Genomic DNA, 15253 nt, shown 5'->3' with positions numbered 1-15253 from the left:
TTGCATCCGCTTCTTTCGGGAAGGTTTTCGGGTTAACGGCTCGAAAATAAAAAATAAAGAAAAGTCTTGGAGTTTTGCTAAAGGTTTTCTTACCTTTGCAGCCGCTTCAAGCGAAAAGGTTCCGGAAGGATCCACGGAAAAGTCCAAGAAGTTGGGCTTTGAAAAGTTCTTTGAGAGGATTTAGGACAGTGGTAAGGGATAAGGCTTTAGGGTTTTGTCTCGATCACGCAAAACAAGTACGACAAGACAAGCACAAGCGTCAATTCCAACAATTGAAAAGCAGGAGACAGGTCAGAAAACACGACGACAATTGGCGCTGTCCCTTTCAGGGGGCAGCCCAAGTCAACAATCTCTTACAATGGAGAGTTTGATCCTGGCTCAGGATGAACGCTAGCGGCAGGCCTAATACATGCAAGTCGCGGGGTAGGGTTTCCTTCGGGGAGCCTGAGACCGGCGCACGGGTGCGTAACGCGTATGCAACCTGCCCGCTGCAGGGGAATAGCCCGGAGAAATCCGGATTAATGCCCCGTAGCACTGTTTGCCTGCATGGGTGAACAGTTAAAGGAGTGATCCGGCAGCGGATGGGCATGCGTCTGATTAGCTAGTTGGCGGGGTAACGGCCCACCAAGGCCACGATCAGTAGGGGTTCTGAGAGGATGATCCCCCACACTGGTACTGAGACACGGACCAGACTCCTACGGGAGGCAGCAGTAGGGAATATTGGGCAATGGGCGCAAGCCTGACCCAGCCATGCCGCGTGAGCGAAGAAGGCCCTCGGGTCGTAAAGCTCTTTTATAGGGGAAGAACAAGTGGGGTGCGCCCTGCTCTGACGGTACCCTATGAATAAGCACCGGCTAACTCCGTGCCAGCAGCCGCGGTAATACGGAGGGTGCAAGCGTTGTCCGGAATTATTGGGTTTAAAGGGTACGCAGGCGGTCTGTTAAGTCAGTGGTGAAAGTTCACAGCTCAACTGTGAAAGTGCCATTGATACTGGCAGACTTGAGTACCGGAGAGGTAGGCGGAATTCCCCATGTAGCGGTGAAATGCACAGATATGGGGAGGAACACCGAAAGCGAAGGCAGCCTACTGGCCGGTAACTGACGCTCAGGTACGAAAGCGCGGGGAGCGAACAGGATTAGATACCCTGGTAGTCCGCGCCGTAAACGATGAAGACTAGGTGTCTGCCCTTCGGGGTGGGTGCCCAAGCGAAAGTGATAAGTCTTCCACCTGGGGAGTACGCTGGCAACAGTGAAACTCAAAGGAATTGACGGGGGTCCGCACAAGCGGTGGAGCATGTGGTTTAATTCGATGATACGCGAGGAACCTTACCTGGGCTCGAATCCCATTCGACAGGTCTAGAGATAGATCTTTCTTCGGACGGATGGGAAGGTGCTGCATGGCCGTCGTCAGCTCGTGCCGTGAGGTGTTGGGTTAAGTCCCGCAACGAGCGCAACCCCTACCTTCAGTTACCATCGGGTAAAGCCGGGGACTCTGGAGGAACTGCCTGCGCAAGCAGAGAGGAAGGCGGGGACGACGTCAGGTCATCATGGCCCTTACGCCCAGGGCTACACACGTGCTACAATGGTAGGGACAGAGGGCAGCGACATGGCGACATGAAGCGAATCCCAAAAACCCTATCTCAGTTCGGATCGCAGCCTGCAACTCGGCTGCGTGAAGCTGGAATCGCTAGTAATCGCGTATCAGCAATGACGCGGTGAATACGTTCCCGGACCTTGTACACACCGCCCGTCAAGCCATGGGAGTTGGGTGGGCCTGAAGAGGGTGGCCGTAACAGGAGCTCTCAAGGGCAAAACCAGCGACTGGGGCTAAGTCGTAACAAGGTAGCCGTACCGGAAGGTGCGGCTGGAACACCTCCTTTCTGGAGACCGTCCCTGTAGTTGTAGGGGAAGGCGCCTGTGCCGTTGGTTGTACGGCGTGAACACTGTCCAAGTCACTCAAAACAATCCTTGAGATTAGATGACCGGGGGATTAGCTCAGCTGGCTAGAGCGCCTGCTTTGCACGCAGGAGGTCATCGGTTCGACTCCGATATCCTCCACCTCATTTTCCGGGTATTCCCTTCAAGTTTCAGACGAGAAACAGGACAAGGGAGACCGCAAGACGGAAAAGAAAGGTTCTTTGACATACTGCCAAATTAAAAAGCAACGAGGCCTGCCTGCCGCAGTTGATGCTGATTGTTCGGTATTGACGGCAGGCGGCAAGAAGAAAAGCAAGAGAAAGTAATAAAGGGCGTACAGTGGATGCCTGGGCTTCCAGAGGCTATGAAGGACGCGACAAGCTGCGAAAAACTTCGGGGAGGTGCACATGACCCTTGATCCGAAGGTATCCGAATGGGACAACCCACCATGCTGAAGGCATGGTTTTAGAGCCAACGCGGGGAACTGAAACATCTAAGTACCCGCAGGAAGAGAAAACAAGAGTGATTCCGCAAGTAGTGGCGAGCGAACGCGGAGAAGCCCAAACCGTCGGTGTTACGGCACTGTCGGGGTTGTAGGGCTTGCATAATGTGAAGACACGGAACTGGAAGGCGCTGGAAAGCGCCGCCGCAGAGGGTGAGAGTCCCGTACAGGCAATGTGTTGATCAGGCAAGTACCCTGAGTAGGGGGGAGCCGGTGAAACTCCCTCTGAAGCAGGCAGCACCATCTGCCAAGGCTAAATACTCCTGGAAGACCGATAGCGAACAAGTACCGTGAGGGAAAGGTGAAAAGCACCGTGAATAACGGGGTGAAATAGATCCTGAAACTGTACGCCTACAAGCGGTCGGAGCCCATCAGTTGGGTGACGGCGTGCCTTTTGCATAATGAGCCTACGAGTTGCACCTCACCAGCAAGGTTAAGTTCTTCAAGGGACGGAGCCGCAGCGAAAGCGAGTCTGAATAGGGCGCCATAGTTGGTGGGGGCAGACGCGAAACCGTGTGATCTACCCATGGCCAGGGTGAAGACGGGGTAACACCCGTTGGAGGCCCGAACCAGTTGACGTTGAAAAGTCTTTGGATGAGCTGTGGGTAGGGGTGAAAGGCCAATCAAACTCGGAAATAGCTCGTACTCCCCGAAATGCCTTTAGGGGCAGCGTGGGGTGTTTTCTTGCGGAGGTAGAGCTACCGATTGGACTAGGGGGCTTCACCGCCTACCGAATCCAGACGAACTCCGAATGCCGCAAGATTAAGCCCTGCAGTGAGGGCTGGGGTGCTAAGGTCCCAGTCCGAGAGGGAAAGAACCCAGACCGCCGGCTAAGGTCCCCAAATCTGTGTTAAGTTGAACAAAGGAAGTGCAGTCGCGGAGACAGCCAGGATGTTGGCTTGGAAGCAGCCATTCATTTAAAGAGTGCGTAACAGCTCACTGGTCGAGTGACAGCGCATCGATAATAATCGGGCATTAAACACAGTACCGAAGCCGCGGACTAGTAATAGTGGTAGGGGAGCATTCTACGGGCATCGAAGCCGCATGGTGATGTGTGGTGGAGCGCGTAGAAAAGCAAATGTAGGCATAAGTAACGATAAAGAGGGTGGGAACCCCTCTCGCCGAAAGACCAAGGTTTCCCGGGCAACGCTAATCGGCCCGGGGTCAGTCGGGACCTAAGGCTAAGCCGAAGGGCGATGCCGATGGCAAGCGGGCAAATATTCCCGCACCCGCATGGCAACGAAAGTGACGGAGTGTGTGACTCCTCGCGCAGTGACGGAATACTGCGTTGAAGGACTCGTCCGACAGTACTGCAAACCCTCGGGGGCGCAGATAGCAGGGGGAGCACGCTTCCAAGAAAAGCAAGCCATGCGGCCCGTACCGCAAACCGACACAGGTGGTTGGGTTGAGCATACTAAGGCGCTCGAGTGATTCATGGCTAAGGAACTAGGCAAAATGGTCCTGTAACTTCGGGAGAAAGGACGCCTCCTCCTTCGGGAGAGGCCGCAGTGAAAAGGCCCAGGCGACTGTTTAACAAAAACACATGGCTTTGCGAAGTTGAAAGACGATGTATAAGGCCTGACACCTGCCCGGTGCCGGAAGGTTAAGGGGGGACGTTAGCGTAAGCGAAGCGTTGAACCGAAGCCCCGGTAAACGGCGGCCGTAACTATAACGGTCCTAAGGTAGCGAAATTCCTTGTCGGGTAAGTTCCGACCTGCACGAATGGTGTAACGATCTGGGCACTGTCTCGGCCATGAGCTCGGTGAAATTGTAGTCGCGGTGAAGATGCCGCGTACCCGCAACGGGACGAAAAGACCCCATGAACCTTTACTGCAGCTTAGCATTGGCTCTGGGTAAGTGATGTGTAGGATAGGCGGGAGACTGTGAACCGGGTTCGCCAGGATCCGGGGAGTCGCCCTTGAAATACCGCCCTTTGCTTGCCTGGTGTCTAACCCTTAACGGGGGACATTGCTTGGCGGGTAGTTTGACTGGGGTGGTCGCCTCCAAAAGAGTAACGGAGGCTTTCAAAGGTCCCCTCCGTACGGTCGGCAACCGTGCAGAGAGCGCAATGGCACAAGGGGGCTTGACTGTGAGGCTGACAAGCCGAGCAGGTAGGAAACTAGGACATAGTGATCCGGTGGTTCCGCATGGAAGGGCCATCGCTCAAAGGATAAAAGGTACTCTGGGGATAACAGGCTGATCTCCCCCAAGAGCTCACATCGACGGGGAGGTTTGGCACCTCGATGTCGGCTCGTCACGTCCTGGGGCTGGAGAAGGTCCCAAGGGTTGGGCTGTTCGCCCATTAAAGTGGCACGCGAGCTGGGTTCAGAACGTCGTGAGACAGTTCGGTCTCTATCTGTTGTGGGCGTAGGAAGCCTGAGGAGTTCTGACTTTAGTACGAGAGGACCGAGTTGGACGAACCTCTGGTGCACCGGTTGTTCCGCCAGGAGCATTGCCGGGTAGCTATGTTCGGATGGGATAAGCGCTGAAAGCATCTAAGCGCGAAACCCGCTCCGAGATGAGGCTTCCCTTAAAGGGGTGTTGTAGATGACAACGTCGATAGGCTGCAGGTGAAAGGGTTGAGAGACCCGGGCCGAGCAGTACTAATCCCCCGTGACTTTCCTTCGCTTTTCTTCTGCCCGCAAGGCGGGCAGGCCTCCAGGCAGTATGGTACTATAAAAATCAAAGAAACAGAAAGCCTTTCAAAAGCCTTCATGGCGGTGAGAGCGCGGGTGAACACCTCTTCCCATTCCGAACAGAGCAGTTAAGCCCCGCAGCGCCGATGGTACTGGGATAACACCCGGGAGAGTAGGTCACTGCCAGTCTTATACAAGCACAAAGCCTTGCACATATCAATATGTCGCAAGGCTTTTTTATTTTACCATTATTCTGTTAAATTCTAGTTAACAAAAGACTTATTTAAGTCGTTAGCCAAAAGTTAGAATATTCTAATAATAGAACGGACTTTAAGTGAAAAGTCCTTGTTTAAAGGGTATTTGAGACGAATTCTATTGAATTTTAGAAAGAAAAAATAAGATTTATTTGTTTTGCTACACTACTATTTTTTATAATTGTAAACTGAGGTTAACAACTGTTAATCATTCATCTTTTTTACTACTAAACTAAATAGTATGAAAGCTAGATTAGTATTTCCATATGCCATTTGTTTGTTCTTGACAGTAAGTTTATATCAATGCAGCAAACTGAGAGATAAGGAAGAGTCGATGCAGCCTAAAGAACAGATGAAAGAAGCAGCGGTTACCAAGACCATGAATACATCATATCAGCTGAACGATAGTTTGTCAGCAAAAGGTGATGTACAATAACCTTGATGTTAAGTTATCAAGTGTATTGTGTGATTGAAATTTTTGAAATACCTGTGAGGTAAGCATTGAAAAATTCAGTGCTTTTTTTATGCATTACGTTGAGTTGTAATGTCTCAGGTAGGGATATAGATATTAAACTAACGAACAAGATTAAATATGAATCGCTTTTTTGTGAGGAACTCATTGTTTGCATTACTATTAATGACATGTACAATTGGTATTGCAAGTGCGCAGAATGAGCCAGTGAAACAGGATACAACAACGAATACAAAGGTTGTACAGGAGCCTTATAAAGCACACAATACATATTTGCCTTATGCAGTCTATGCTCCAGAAACAAGTGTTGAATTTGGTATGTTCGTTTTGAGACAGTTCAAACCAAAGGGAGCAGGTGATGAAACTAGGCCTTCTAATGTTCAATTATCGGGTGCTTATACGTTAGAAAAGCAATATAAAATAACAGTTGATTATTCATTTCTTTCACCTGAGGAGAAATGGATGTCAAATGGGTATATAACCTATAGAAGGTTTCCTGAAAAATATTATGGCATTGGTTCTGATGCCAAAGCTGAAAATGAGCAATCAATTGACTGGAAGAGTATAATCGTAGAGGTTCAAGGGTTGAGAAAGGTTAAGCCTAGCATGTTTGTAGGTGCACAATTGCGATATGTAAACATGATGGATGTGACTTTTGAAGAATGCGAGGATTGCATTGACGAGCCTGTATTACCTTTGGGAGCTGAAGGAGGCGTTAGTGCTGGTATTGGTGCTGTGTACATCTGGGATACGAGAGACGCTATCTTGACACCAACAAAAGGACATTATATAGAGCTTTCTGCGACAACATATGGCAGTGGAACAGGAAGTGACTTCAGTTTTACATCCATTAAATTCGATGCTCGTAAATACTTTGACTTCTCGGAGAATACTGATGGGAAAAGCATCTTAGCTTTGCAAACTAATATACAGCAGACTTATGGTGATGCCCCTTTCAGAGAAGTTGCACTGCTTGGTGGTGGTGAGATGATGAGAGGTTATTATCAAGGTAGGTATCGAGACAATCATTTAGTAGCGGTACAGGCTGAGTACCGTAAGTACTTGTTCTGGAGGATTGGAGCGACGGTATTCGGATCAGCAGGAAATGTGGCATCCGACTGGAATACATTTGAGTTTAGTAACTTAAAGGCTGCAATGGGAGCTGGTCTTAGACTAAACCTGAATAAAAATGATACAGCAAACCTTCGTTTGGACTATGGTATAGGTAATGGTACAAGTGGGTTATATATGACATTTGGTGAGGCATTCTAACCCCCAAATGATTTATAAAAGAACAATTGTGAAGCGTGAATTTCTTTAATAAAGAAGTTCACGCTTTTTCATTCAGTCATTTTTACTAAATATGTTACATTTGTATTGCGCTTAACGGCGCATTTTGTGTTAAAGAGAGCATTTAGATAACAAATTAACTGTCGGTTGTGCGGAGAGCCAACCTTGTTTTATAAATACTGAACGCATGTCAGAGTACAATCACAAGGAATTTGAGCCGAAATGGCAACAGTATTGGAAAGAGAATAATGTATATAAGGTAGACATTGATGTCAGTAAGCCAAAGTACTACGTATTGGATATGTTCCCTTACCCATCGGGAGCAGGTCTTCACGTAGGGCACCCGCTTGGGTATATTGCATCGGATATTGTCAGCCGATATAAAAGACTGAAAGGTTTCAATGTGCTGCACCCAATGGGTTTTGATTCATTCGGATTGCCGGCTGAGCAATATGCAATTGAAACAGGGCAGCATCCTGCGATTACTACTGAGCAGAACATTGATACATTCAAAGGACAATTGGATAAAATCGGTTTCAGTTATGATTGGAGTCGTGAACTGCGTACTTCATCTCCTGACTTTTACCGTTGGACACAGTGGATATTTGAGCAACTGTTCGGTGCATGGTACGATAAGTATGCCGGCAAAGCAATGCCTATCAGTGACCTGATTGCTAAGTTTGAAGCAAATGGTACTGAAGGGATTAATGCAGAGAAGGCTGAAGCTACTCCATCATTTACAGCTGAAGAGTGGAAATCATACTCTAAGCAGAGACAAGAAGAGTTGTTACTGGATTACCGTCTGACATATCTGGATGAAGCAGTGGTGAACTGGTGTCCTGCTTTGGGTACTGTTTTGGCAAATGATGAAGTGAAAGATGGACTTTCTGAGCGTGGAGGACATCCAGTAGAGCGTCGAATGATGAAGCAGTGGATGATGCGTATCACAGCATATGCTGACCGACTGCTAGAAAACTTGAATGATCTTGATTGGTCTGATGCTGTAAAAGAGATGCAGCGTAACTGGATTGGTAAGTCACGTGGTTGTGAGTTGGATTTTAAAGTAAAAGACAAGGATATCACGCTGACAGCATTCACTACACGCCCTGATACCATTTATGGTGTTACTTACGTAGTACTTGCTCCTGAGCATGAGTTGGTGGCAGAGTTGACTACTCCTGAGCAGAAAGAGGCAGTTGAAGCATATGTAGAGGTGGCGAAAAACCGCTCTGAGCGTGAGCGTCAGGCGGATGTGAAACATGTCACAGGTGTATTTACAGGTTCATATGTGATTAATCCAATTAGTGGAGAGGAAGTGCCATTGTGGACAGCTGATTATGTACTGGCAGGATATGGTACAGGTGTCGTAATGGCAGTACCTTCATCTGATGACCGTGACTTCCGTTTTGCTAAGCATTTCGATCTTCCTATCAGATGTGTTATTGAAGGCACTGAGGAAATGGAAGATCCTACAGAAGTGAAGAAAGGTAAAATGATCAATTCAGATTTCATCAATGGTTTGGAGTCTGATGAAGCCATGAAGGTGATCATTGATAAAGCAGTAGAACAAGGTGCTGGAGAAGCTAAAATCAATTACAGAATTCGTGATGCAGTATTTAGCCGTCAGCGTTATTGGGGAGAGCCTGTTCCTGTTTACTATACAGAAGAAGGGATTCCTCATGTTATAGAAGCGGACAAGTTGCCATTGGAGTTGCCTGCAGTGGATGAGTATTTGCCAACTGAGGATGGAGATCCACCACTAGGTCGTGCCACTGACTGGAAACACGATGGAAAGTACGATTATGAACTGACAACCATGCCAGGTTGGGCTGGTTCAAGTTGGTATTTTTTGCGCTATATGGATCCTCAAAACAACGAGCGTTTTGCGAGTGATGAAGCAGTGAAATACTGGAATGAGGTAGACTTCTACTTGGGGGGTACTGAGCACGCAACAGGACACTTGTTGTATTCTCGTTTCTGGAACATGTTCCTGTACGATATGGGTTACATTTACCATGAGGAGCCATTCAGAAAACTGGTGAACCAAGGTATGATTCAAGGTAGATCAAGTTTGGTTTACAAGATCAAGGATACGAACAAGTTTGTTTCTGAGGGATTGAAGGATCAGCATGAGGTTCAGGTATTGCATGTAGACATCAAACTGGTTAACAGCAATGATGAACTGGACATTGAAGGTTTCAAAGCTTGGAGAGCAGACTATGCTGATGCAGAGTTTATCTTGGAAGACGGTGTTTACAAGTGTGGACACATGGTGGAAAAGATGTCCAAGTCTAAATATAATGTGGTTAACCCTGATGAGATCGTAGAGCGCTATGGTGCTGATACACTCAGAATGTATGAAATGTTCCTAGGTCCATTGGAGCAGTCAAAGCCTTGGAGTGTACAGGGTATTGATGGGGTAGCCAAATTCTTGAAAAAGCTTTGGAAACTGTATATCAATGAGCAAGGTGATGTATTGGTGACAGACGAAAAAGCGAATGATAAGGAGCTGAAAGTTCTTCATAAGACAATAAAGAAGGCAGGTGAAGATGTTGAAAACCTATCTTTCAATACTTCGGTGCCGGCATTTATGGTTTGTGTGAATGAGCTGACTACCCTGAAATGTCATAAAAGAGAGGTGTTGGAACCTTTGTTGGTAATTCTCTCTCCATTTGCTCCACATATTGCTGAAGAACTGTGGCATACAGCTTTGGGGAATGATACAACAATTGTAGATACTGTTTTCCCTGAGCATGAAGAGAAATACTTGGTTGAATCGTCACATGAATATCCGGTGTCTATCAACGGTAAGATGAGAACCAAGATCAGCTATCCGCTTGACAAGCCTAAAGGCGAAATCGAGAAGGAAGTATTGGAAAATGAGATTGTTCAGAAATGGGTAGATGGTAAGCCTCTTAAGAAGATTATCGTCGTACCTGGCAGAATTATCAATATCGTTGTCTGATAGAAGACTTCAAGTACAGTAAATTAAAAAAGGCGGGATCCAAAAGATCCCGCCTTTCTGTTTCTGATTAGACTATGATTCTGGTAAACTATTCTCTCGAACTATATTCGGCAGACAAAGGCTACCAAAAAGTATAAGTCGAAGCATAATGTTCACAAAAAAAGAGTATCCAAAAAAAGTCTTTTTTGCTTTATGACTTTATGACAACCTGATAATGAGGGTGGACAAGAAATAATGATGATTATTAACACTTATTGGGAAAAGGAGCGGGTAGTGTAAAATGGTAAGCTTTTTTTGGTACCCAAATGATAATTGAAGATGGATTCAGCGGCTTTCAAACAATTAGTTGGATTATAGTAATAGAGGCATTAACAAACGTTTTTTAGAGGTTGATAATGTTTTTCTGGGCTTAGGAAGGGGACAGAACGAATTTCTTAGAGACTAGGTTATTGATTCGAACCGGTCAAACAATTTACCACTATTTACTTTACACAATTTGCCATTGAGCGCTTGTGAGAAGCATACACTAACAGAGCCGGTTTAAGTAATCAAACAACTTATACCAAATCGATTATTCACCATACCTGTAGCATTAACCCACCTCGTAACACATCTGGCCCTGTTCTTTAGGGCGTGTCTTCGGCTCATTGTGAAAAACCTCAAGTTGTAAGCTGTCAACCTGATTGATAGAGGCTGATATATTCAGTGCTCAATCTTCAATGTTTTCCGAACTGTGTTTACGTGGCATACAGCTATCTAGGTAAACAGTTATCAGCCATGAAAAACGCTACTCGCATGATTGACTTTATCAAAGACTTTGTTGCTTGGCATGAGAAGGTGTTCTTTCGCAGTTTTGAGGAGGTCTATGATCTATATTTTGTAGTGAAGTATCCTTTTATTCAAAATAAACGAGGGCGCTTTATCTGTGTAAAAGAAAATGGAAGGCCTCACAATACATATTATGTGAATTTCTCAGAAATAGAGGATACGCTAATGCTGCCCTCTGACGGTGCCAGACTGTTATTTTTGGCATTTTTGAGAGAACAGCATTGTGATGAAGGCTTTGACATGGAAATGCAACGAAGCTATTTCAGAGAAAGGATGGAACTGCAAAGGTATCTTACTTGCAGAGACTAAGCACATCCGAAAAATCCTGAGGCAGTTCGCTGTCAAAGACTAATTCTTTACCGGTAAAAGGCTCAACAAAACCGAGGGTTTTGGCATGGAGTGCATGTCTTGTCATAACTTTCAATATGTCTTGTCTTTTTTCCACTCCCTTCATAAAGTACCTTTCGTCACCTACCAATGGGTGTCCCAAATGTTTCATGTGAAGTCGAATTTGATGTGTCCGACCTGTTTCAAGGCGGCAACTCACCAAGGTAATATCTCCTAACCGTTTTAAAACCTTGTAGTGAGTCACGGCTTCTTTGCCAAAACTTTTGTCGTCAGAAACCTCAATGGACATCAGGTTCTGAGGATTTCTACCCATGTAATTTCTTAAAGTGCCTTCATCGTTTACTGGGTTACCCCAAACGATGGCTTGGTATTCACGTAAGGTCGACTTTGTACTGAACTGGGCATCAAGAGCCTCGTATGCCTCTTTGTGTTTGGGTATGGCAACAATACCTGTTGTATTCTTGTCAATCCGTTGGACGAGACAATCCTTTACCAAGTTTTCCGGTTCCCCTTTTTCTTCATAATAATGCTGTAAGGCATTCAGTAGGGTATTGCCATAGTTGCCAAGCCCTGGGTGCATAGGCATGCCTGCAGGTTTGTTGATGACAATGATATCCGCCGTTTCATAAAAGATATTGAGCTGTACTGCCAAAGGCACGATTTCATCGTGTTTGCGAAAAGACTCCATCCATAAGATTTCATCTTCACCTTTTACGATGTAGCTGCTTTTGGATTTTTTCCCATTTACAGTGACTTTTCCTGCTTTGATATGGGCTTGAACCATGCTTCTACTTTTATTTTTCAGATTGTCTGAAAGGTAATGGTCCAAGCGTGTTGGTTTGGTGGTGAACCCTGCAATTATTTTTTCGTGCTCGTACAGCATTTCACTCAATTACTTACTGCTTTCCTTAAATAGTGATTTACGCCCGTGAATACTGCAAATAGGACATTTTTCAGGCTTGTGGTTTCGGGCTGGACAATACTCCCTTCCAAAGTAAATGATTTGGAGGTGTAAATCATTCCACAGTTCCTCAGGGAATAACCTTTTGGCATCTTTTTCAGTTTGCTGAACATTTTTACCTGTTGTCAGTCCCCAACGGTACATAAGTCTGTGTATATGTGTATCAACAGGGAATGCCGGTACGCCAAATGCTTGAGACATCACTACGGATGCTGTTTTGTGTCCAACAGCTGGCAAAGCTTCTAAAGCCTCAAAAGACTGAGGTACCTCACCATTGTATTTTTCAATCAAAATTTCGGATAGCCCGTGTATACCTTTCGACTTCATTGGAGAAAGGCCGCAAGGCTTGATAATCTCTTTAATCTCCTCAACAGACATCTTAACCATATCATAAGGATTGTCAGCTTGCTGAAAAAGAAGTGGTGTAATTTGGTTGACACGTTCATCAGTACATTGAGCTGAAAGCAATACAGCAATCAGTAATGTATAAGGGTCTTTATGTCTAAGTGGAATAGGAGGTTCTGGGTATAAGTTTTGCAGAACCTCAATAATATTTTCGACTTTTTCCTTTTTGGTCATCTTATCCTGATTAAAAAGCAAATGGCAGATGATTTGAAAATGTATTTAAATTGTGAAGAATTTTCTGCCAAATTGTATATTTCAATTATATTTTAGGTCGCAAAGATATTGAAGTAAAGGTTGTGGTGAAAAAAATTACCTCCTTACTTTAAGGATTAAATATCAAAATTGGCAAGTAAAACAGTTCTGTAGTGTGTAAATATAGGATTGGTAATTGTCATACTCTAGATAGAAGCAAGTCACTTTTTCATAAATCAGTTTGAAATTGGAACAAAGTAAATACGATACGATCGAAGAGGCGGTACTGATAGACGATATCAAAGCCGGAAACCAAGAAGCATGGGAGTATATTACTCGTAAACTGTATAACCCTATCCTTAACTTTATTACAGGTATGGTGAAGGACCGGGAAACAGGAGAGGAACTTACGCAAGATGTATTTGTCAACTTTTGGGCAAAAAGGGAAAGGCTTAATATCAATATTTCATTGAAGGCATACTTATATCGTGCAGCGAGAAACCATACGCTGAACTTTATCAAGAGAAGAAACTTTGAGCAAGACTATCAGAGAGGGTTAGCTCACACGCTGGAGTATTCGAAAAACGATACAGAGGATGCATATCATTTCAGTGAGCTTGAGAAAAAACTGTACGATGCAATTGATTCGCTTCCTGAAAACAGGAAAGAGATCTTTATGTTGAGTCGTTTTGAGGATATGACCTATAAGGAAATTGCGCAGACGTTGGATGTACCTGTCCGTACTGTGCATTATCAAATTGGCTTGGCTCTAAAAGATCTACGTGAAAAATTAAAAGGTTATGCAGATCCTAATTTGATGGGGTTGACGGGGATTTTGTTCTTTTTTACGCTTTTGAAGGATTTTATCTAAGAATTTTTGTCCATATACAATGTTGGTTTGTCAGTATTGTAGCTTGGATATGTCTTTCGCTCAAAAAGCAAAGACCTACTAACATCAAATTGAGTTTAAAATAACAGGACAACATAGCTTTTTTACAAGCCTTATATAGTGCTCAAAACACCAATGAGTATGAATGATAAAATTAATTGGACCCTTATTAGTCAGTACCTTGGAAAAGATGGCAGTGATGAGGAAATCCGTTTGGTAGAACAAATGGTTAAAGAAGATGCCTCTTTTGCTAGGTTATTGAAAGAGATTACCTCTATCTGGGAGGAAAGTGCTGCATTGGGTAAGAAAACCCGACTAACACTTTCTGAAGCGGAGATTCAAGAACGAATCCTGCAAGTCAAGCAAAAGTTAAGTGAAACCGAAGCTGAAGAATCTAAAATTGCAAGAATTTTAGGTGATGCATCTGACGAGTCTGTTTCAGATGGTGAGTTCTTACAGTCTTCCCAACAAATATGGAAGGCTGCAGGAAGTATTGCTTCTAAAAGAGCAGTGAAACTATCGGATAATGATTTGGATAGTGCAATGGCTAAAATGAAGTCTCGCATCAGCCAGATGGAAACTGGAGCGACAAACACTCCTTTGCAAACGACGGTAACAAAGTCTGAAAAACCTGCAGCAGCAACTTCTAATGTTGTACAGATGAAGACTTCTAGTACAGCTTGGATGAAGTATGTAGGAGCTGCAGCAGTGGTATTGCTGGTATTGGGTGCCGGTTTCTTTATATTGAAGAACGAGGTGCTGAAGCCAGAAATGTCAATTGCAATCGCAAAGGAGGAAGCTAAGCGAATACAACTTGCCGACGGTTCAGAAGTATGGCTTAGTGAAGGCAGTGAGTTGTCATATCCAGTAGCATTTCAAGGAAACAGCCGAAATGTTAGTCTAAAAGGACAGGCATTCTTTGAAGTGACTAAGAATCCAAAGAAACCATTTGTGATTGAAACAGAAAATAGCCATACACGTGTTCTTGGAACTTCGTTCAGATTGACTGATCAAGCAGGTCAGATTGAGATGGAAGTTGTGACAGGTAAGGTGGAGTTTTCTTCTACCAAGTTACATGATGAAAAGGTGCTGTTAGTAGGAACAGAAAAAGCATCCTTAATTGATGGCAAGATGGTCAAAGGTGCTACCGATATGGACCATGCTGCTTCCTTGATGAGATCAGAGTTGGAGTTCAAGGCAAATACAATGACTGAGGTTGTCAATACATTGAATAAGGCTTATGGCAAGAACATTACTATCGAAAGTGATGAGCTGAAAGAACGTAAGTTTACAGGTGTACTGAAGAACAAGTCGTTTGATAAAGCAATAGAGCAAGTAGTAACTGTAATTGGCGCTGAGGCCAATTATATGGAGGATGGATCTATTGTTCTGAAATGATCAGACTTACTTAAAGATAAACTAGAGGCAGCTTCTTAATGGAGCTGCCTTTTTTGTTTTATGTCTTCAAGTATTGAATTGGAATAGAGCTTTTTTGTAAGAGAAAATAATGCCGAAGGGATTGAACAAAAGTAGTCATGTTTTTTTGCCTGTGGTATAAGTAAATCACATTGATCCTGAATCTAGCTATTCAAATA

8 protein-coding genes, 1 tRNA gene and 3 rRNA genes are annotated in these 15253 nt (G+C 44.7%); 10 read left to right on the top strand and 2 right to left on the bottom strand.

The annotated features are described in order from the left end of the window. Positions 1 to 355: 355 nt before the first annotated feature. The 8 genes from V6R21_RS19520 to V6R21_RS19485 all read left to right on the top strand — a co-directional run bounded on the left by V6R21_RS19520 (position 356) and on the right by V6R21_RS19485 (position 11172). Positions 356 to 1879: ribosomal RNA gene (locus V6R21_RS19520) — 16S ribosomal RNA — on the top strand. Between the two features lie 104 nt (positions 1880 to 1983). Next, positions 1984 to 2057: transfer RNA gene (locus V6R21_RS19515), tRNA-Ala, on the top strand. 175 nt (positions 2058 to 2232) lie between these two features. Then, positions 2233 to 5044, top strand: a 23S ribosomal RNA gene (locus V6R21_RS19510). Positions 5045 to 5131: 87 nt separating this feature from the next. Next, positions 5132 to 5243, top strand: a 5S ribosomal RNA gene (gene rrf, locus V6R21_RS19505). Together the 16S, 23S and 5S rRNA genes with 1 tRNA gene alongside form the textbook arrangement of a ribosomal RNA operon. Before the next feature lie 306 nt (positions 5244 to 5549). Beyond that, positions 5550 to 5744, top strand: a complete 195-nt coding sequence (locus tag V6R21_RS19500) for a hypothetical protein (RefSeq protein ID WP_334245235.1) — start codon at positions 5550 to 5552, stop codon at positions 5742 to 5744. A 201-nt stretch (positions 5745 to 5945) separates the two neighbouring features. Further along, positions 5946 to 7052 (top strand): BamA/TamA family outer membrane protein, encoded by a 1107-nt coding sequence (locus tag V6R21_RS19495; protein ID WP_334245234.1) that lies wholly within the window; start codon positions 5946 to 5948, stop codon positions 7050 to 7052. Between the two features lie 205 nt (positions 7053 to 7257). Next, the gene (gene leuS, locus V6R21_RS19490) at positions 7258 to 10035 is read left to right on the top strand and encodes a leucine--tRNA ligase (RefSeq protein ID WP_334245233.1); all 2778 of its coding nucleotides are present in this window, start codon (positions 7258 to 7260) and stop codon (positions 10033 to 10035) included. Between the two features lie 777 nt (positions 10036 to 10812). Beyond that, positions 10813 to 11172 carry a hypothetical protein gene (locus V6R21_RS19485; protein WP_334245232.1) on the top strand — a complete coding sequence of 120 codons (360 nt, stop codon included), beginning with the start codon at positions 10813 to 10815 and terminating at the stop codon, positions 11170 to 11172. On the opposite strand, the gene V6R21_RS19480 is transcribed toward V6R21_RS19485, so the two are convergent. After that, the gene (locus tag V6R21_RS19480) at positions 11156 to 12094 is read right to left on the bottom strand and encodes an RluA family pseudouridine synthase (protein WP_334245231.1); all 939 of its coding nucleotides are present in this window, start codon (positions 12092 to 12094) and stop codon (positions 11156 to 11158) included. The two genes, V6R21_RS19485 and V6R21_RS19480, sit on opposite strands and share 17 nt — an antisense overlap. Positions 12095 to 12103: 9 nt before the next feature. Beyond that, positions 12104 to 12751 carry an endonuclease III gene (gene nth, locus V6R21_RS19475; RefSeq protein WP_334245230.1) on the bottom strand — a complete coding sequence of 216 codons (648 nt, stop codon included), beginning with the start codon at positions 12749 to 12751 and terminating at the stop codon, positions 12104 to 12106. A 265-nt stretch (positions 12752 to 13016) separates the two neighbouring features. Here nth and V6R21_RS19470 point away from each other — a divergent pair, with 265 nt between their 5' ends. Both V6R21_RS19470 and V6R21_RS19465 read left to right on the top strand, forming a co-directional pair. Beyond that, the gene (locus V6R21_RS19470; RefSeq protein WP_334245229.1) at positions 13017 to 13640 is read left to right on the top strand and encodes an RNA polymerase sigma-70 factor; all 624 of its coding nucleotides are present in this window, start codon (positions 13017 to 13019) and stop codon (positions 13638 to 13640) included. A gap of 159 nt (positions 13641 to 13799) precedes the next feature. Continuing rightward, on the top strand, positions 13800 to 15056 hold the full coding sequence (locus V6R21_RS19465; protein WP_334245228.1) for a FecR family protein: 1257 nt from the start codon (positions 13800 to 13802) through the stop codon (positions 15054 to 15056). The last annotated feature ends 197 nt before the right edge of the window (positions 15057 to 15253 follow it).

It is taken from the genome of Limibacter armeniacum (genome assembly GCF_036880985.1).
GTDB classification, from domain to species: domain Bacteria; phylum Bacteroidota; class Bacteroidia; order Cytophagales; family Flammeovirgaceae; genus Limibacter; species Limibacter armeniacum.
This window is presented reverse-complemented; position numbering and strand designations above follow the sequence as displayed.

What these genes read in the sequence shown, in the direction of transcription:
- leuS (WP_334245233.1), top strand. Translation starts at nt 7,258, where the DNA reads ATGTCAGAGTACAATCACAAGGAATTTGAGCCGAAATGGCAACAGTAT.
- V6R21_RS19495 (WP_334245234.1), top strand. Translation starts at nt 5,946, where the DNA reads ATGACATGTACAATTGGTATTGCAAGTGCGCAGAATGAGCCAGTGAAA.
- V6R21_RS19485 (WP_334245232.1), top strand. Translation starts at nt 10,813, where the DNA reads ATGAAAAACGCTACTCGCATGATTGACTTTATCAAAGACTTTGTTGCT.
- V6R21_RS19480 (WP_334245231.1), bottom strand. Translation starts at nt 12,094, where the DNA reads ATGCTGTACGAGCACGAAAAAATAATTGCAGGGTTCACCACCAAACCA.
- nth (WP_334245230.1), bottom strand. Translation starts at nt 12,751, where the DNA reads ATGACCAAAAAGGAAAAAGTCGAAAATATTATTGAGGTTCTGCAAAAC.
- V6R21_RS19500 (WP_334245235.1), top strand. Translation starts at nt 5,550, where the DNA reads ATGAAAGCTAGATTAGTATTTCCATATGCCATTTGTTTGTTCTTGACA.
- V6R21_RS19465 (WP_334245228.1), top strand. Translation starts at nt 13,800, where the DNA reads ATGAATGATAAAATTAATTGGACCCTTATTAGTCAGTACCTTGGAAAA.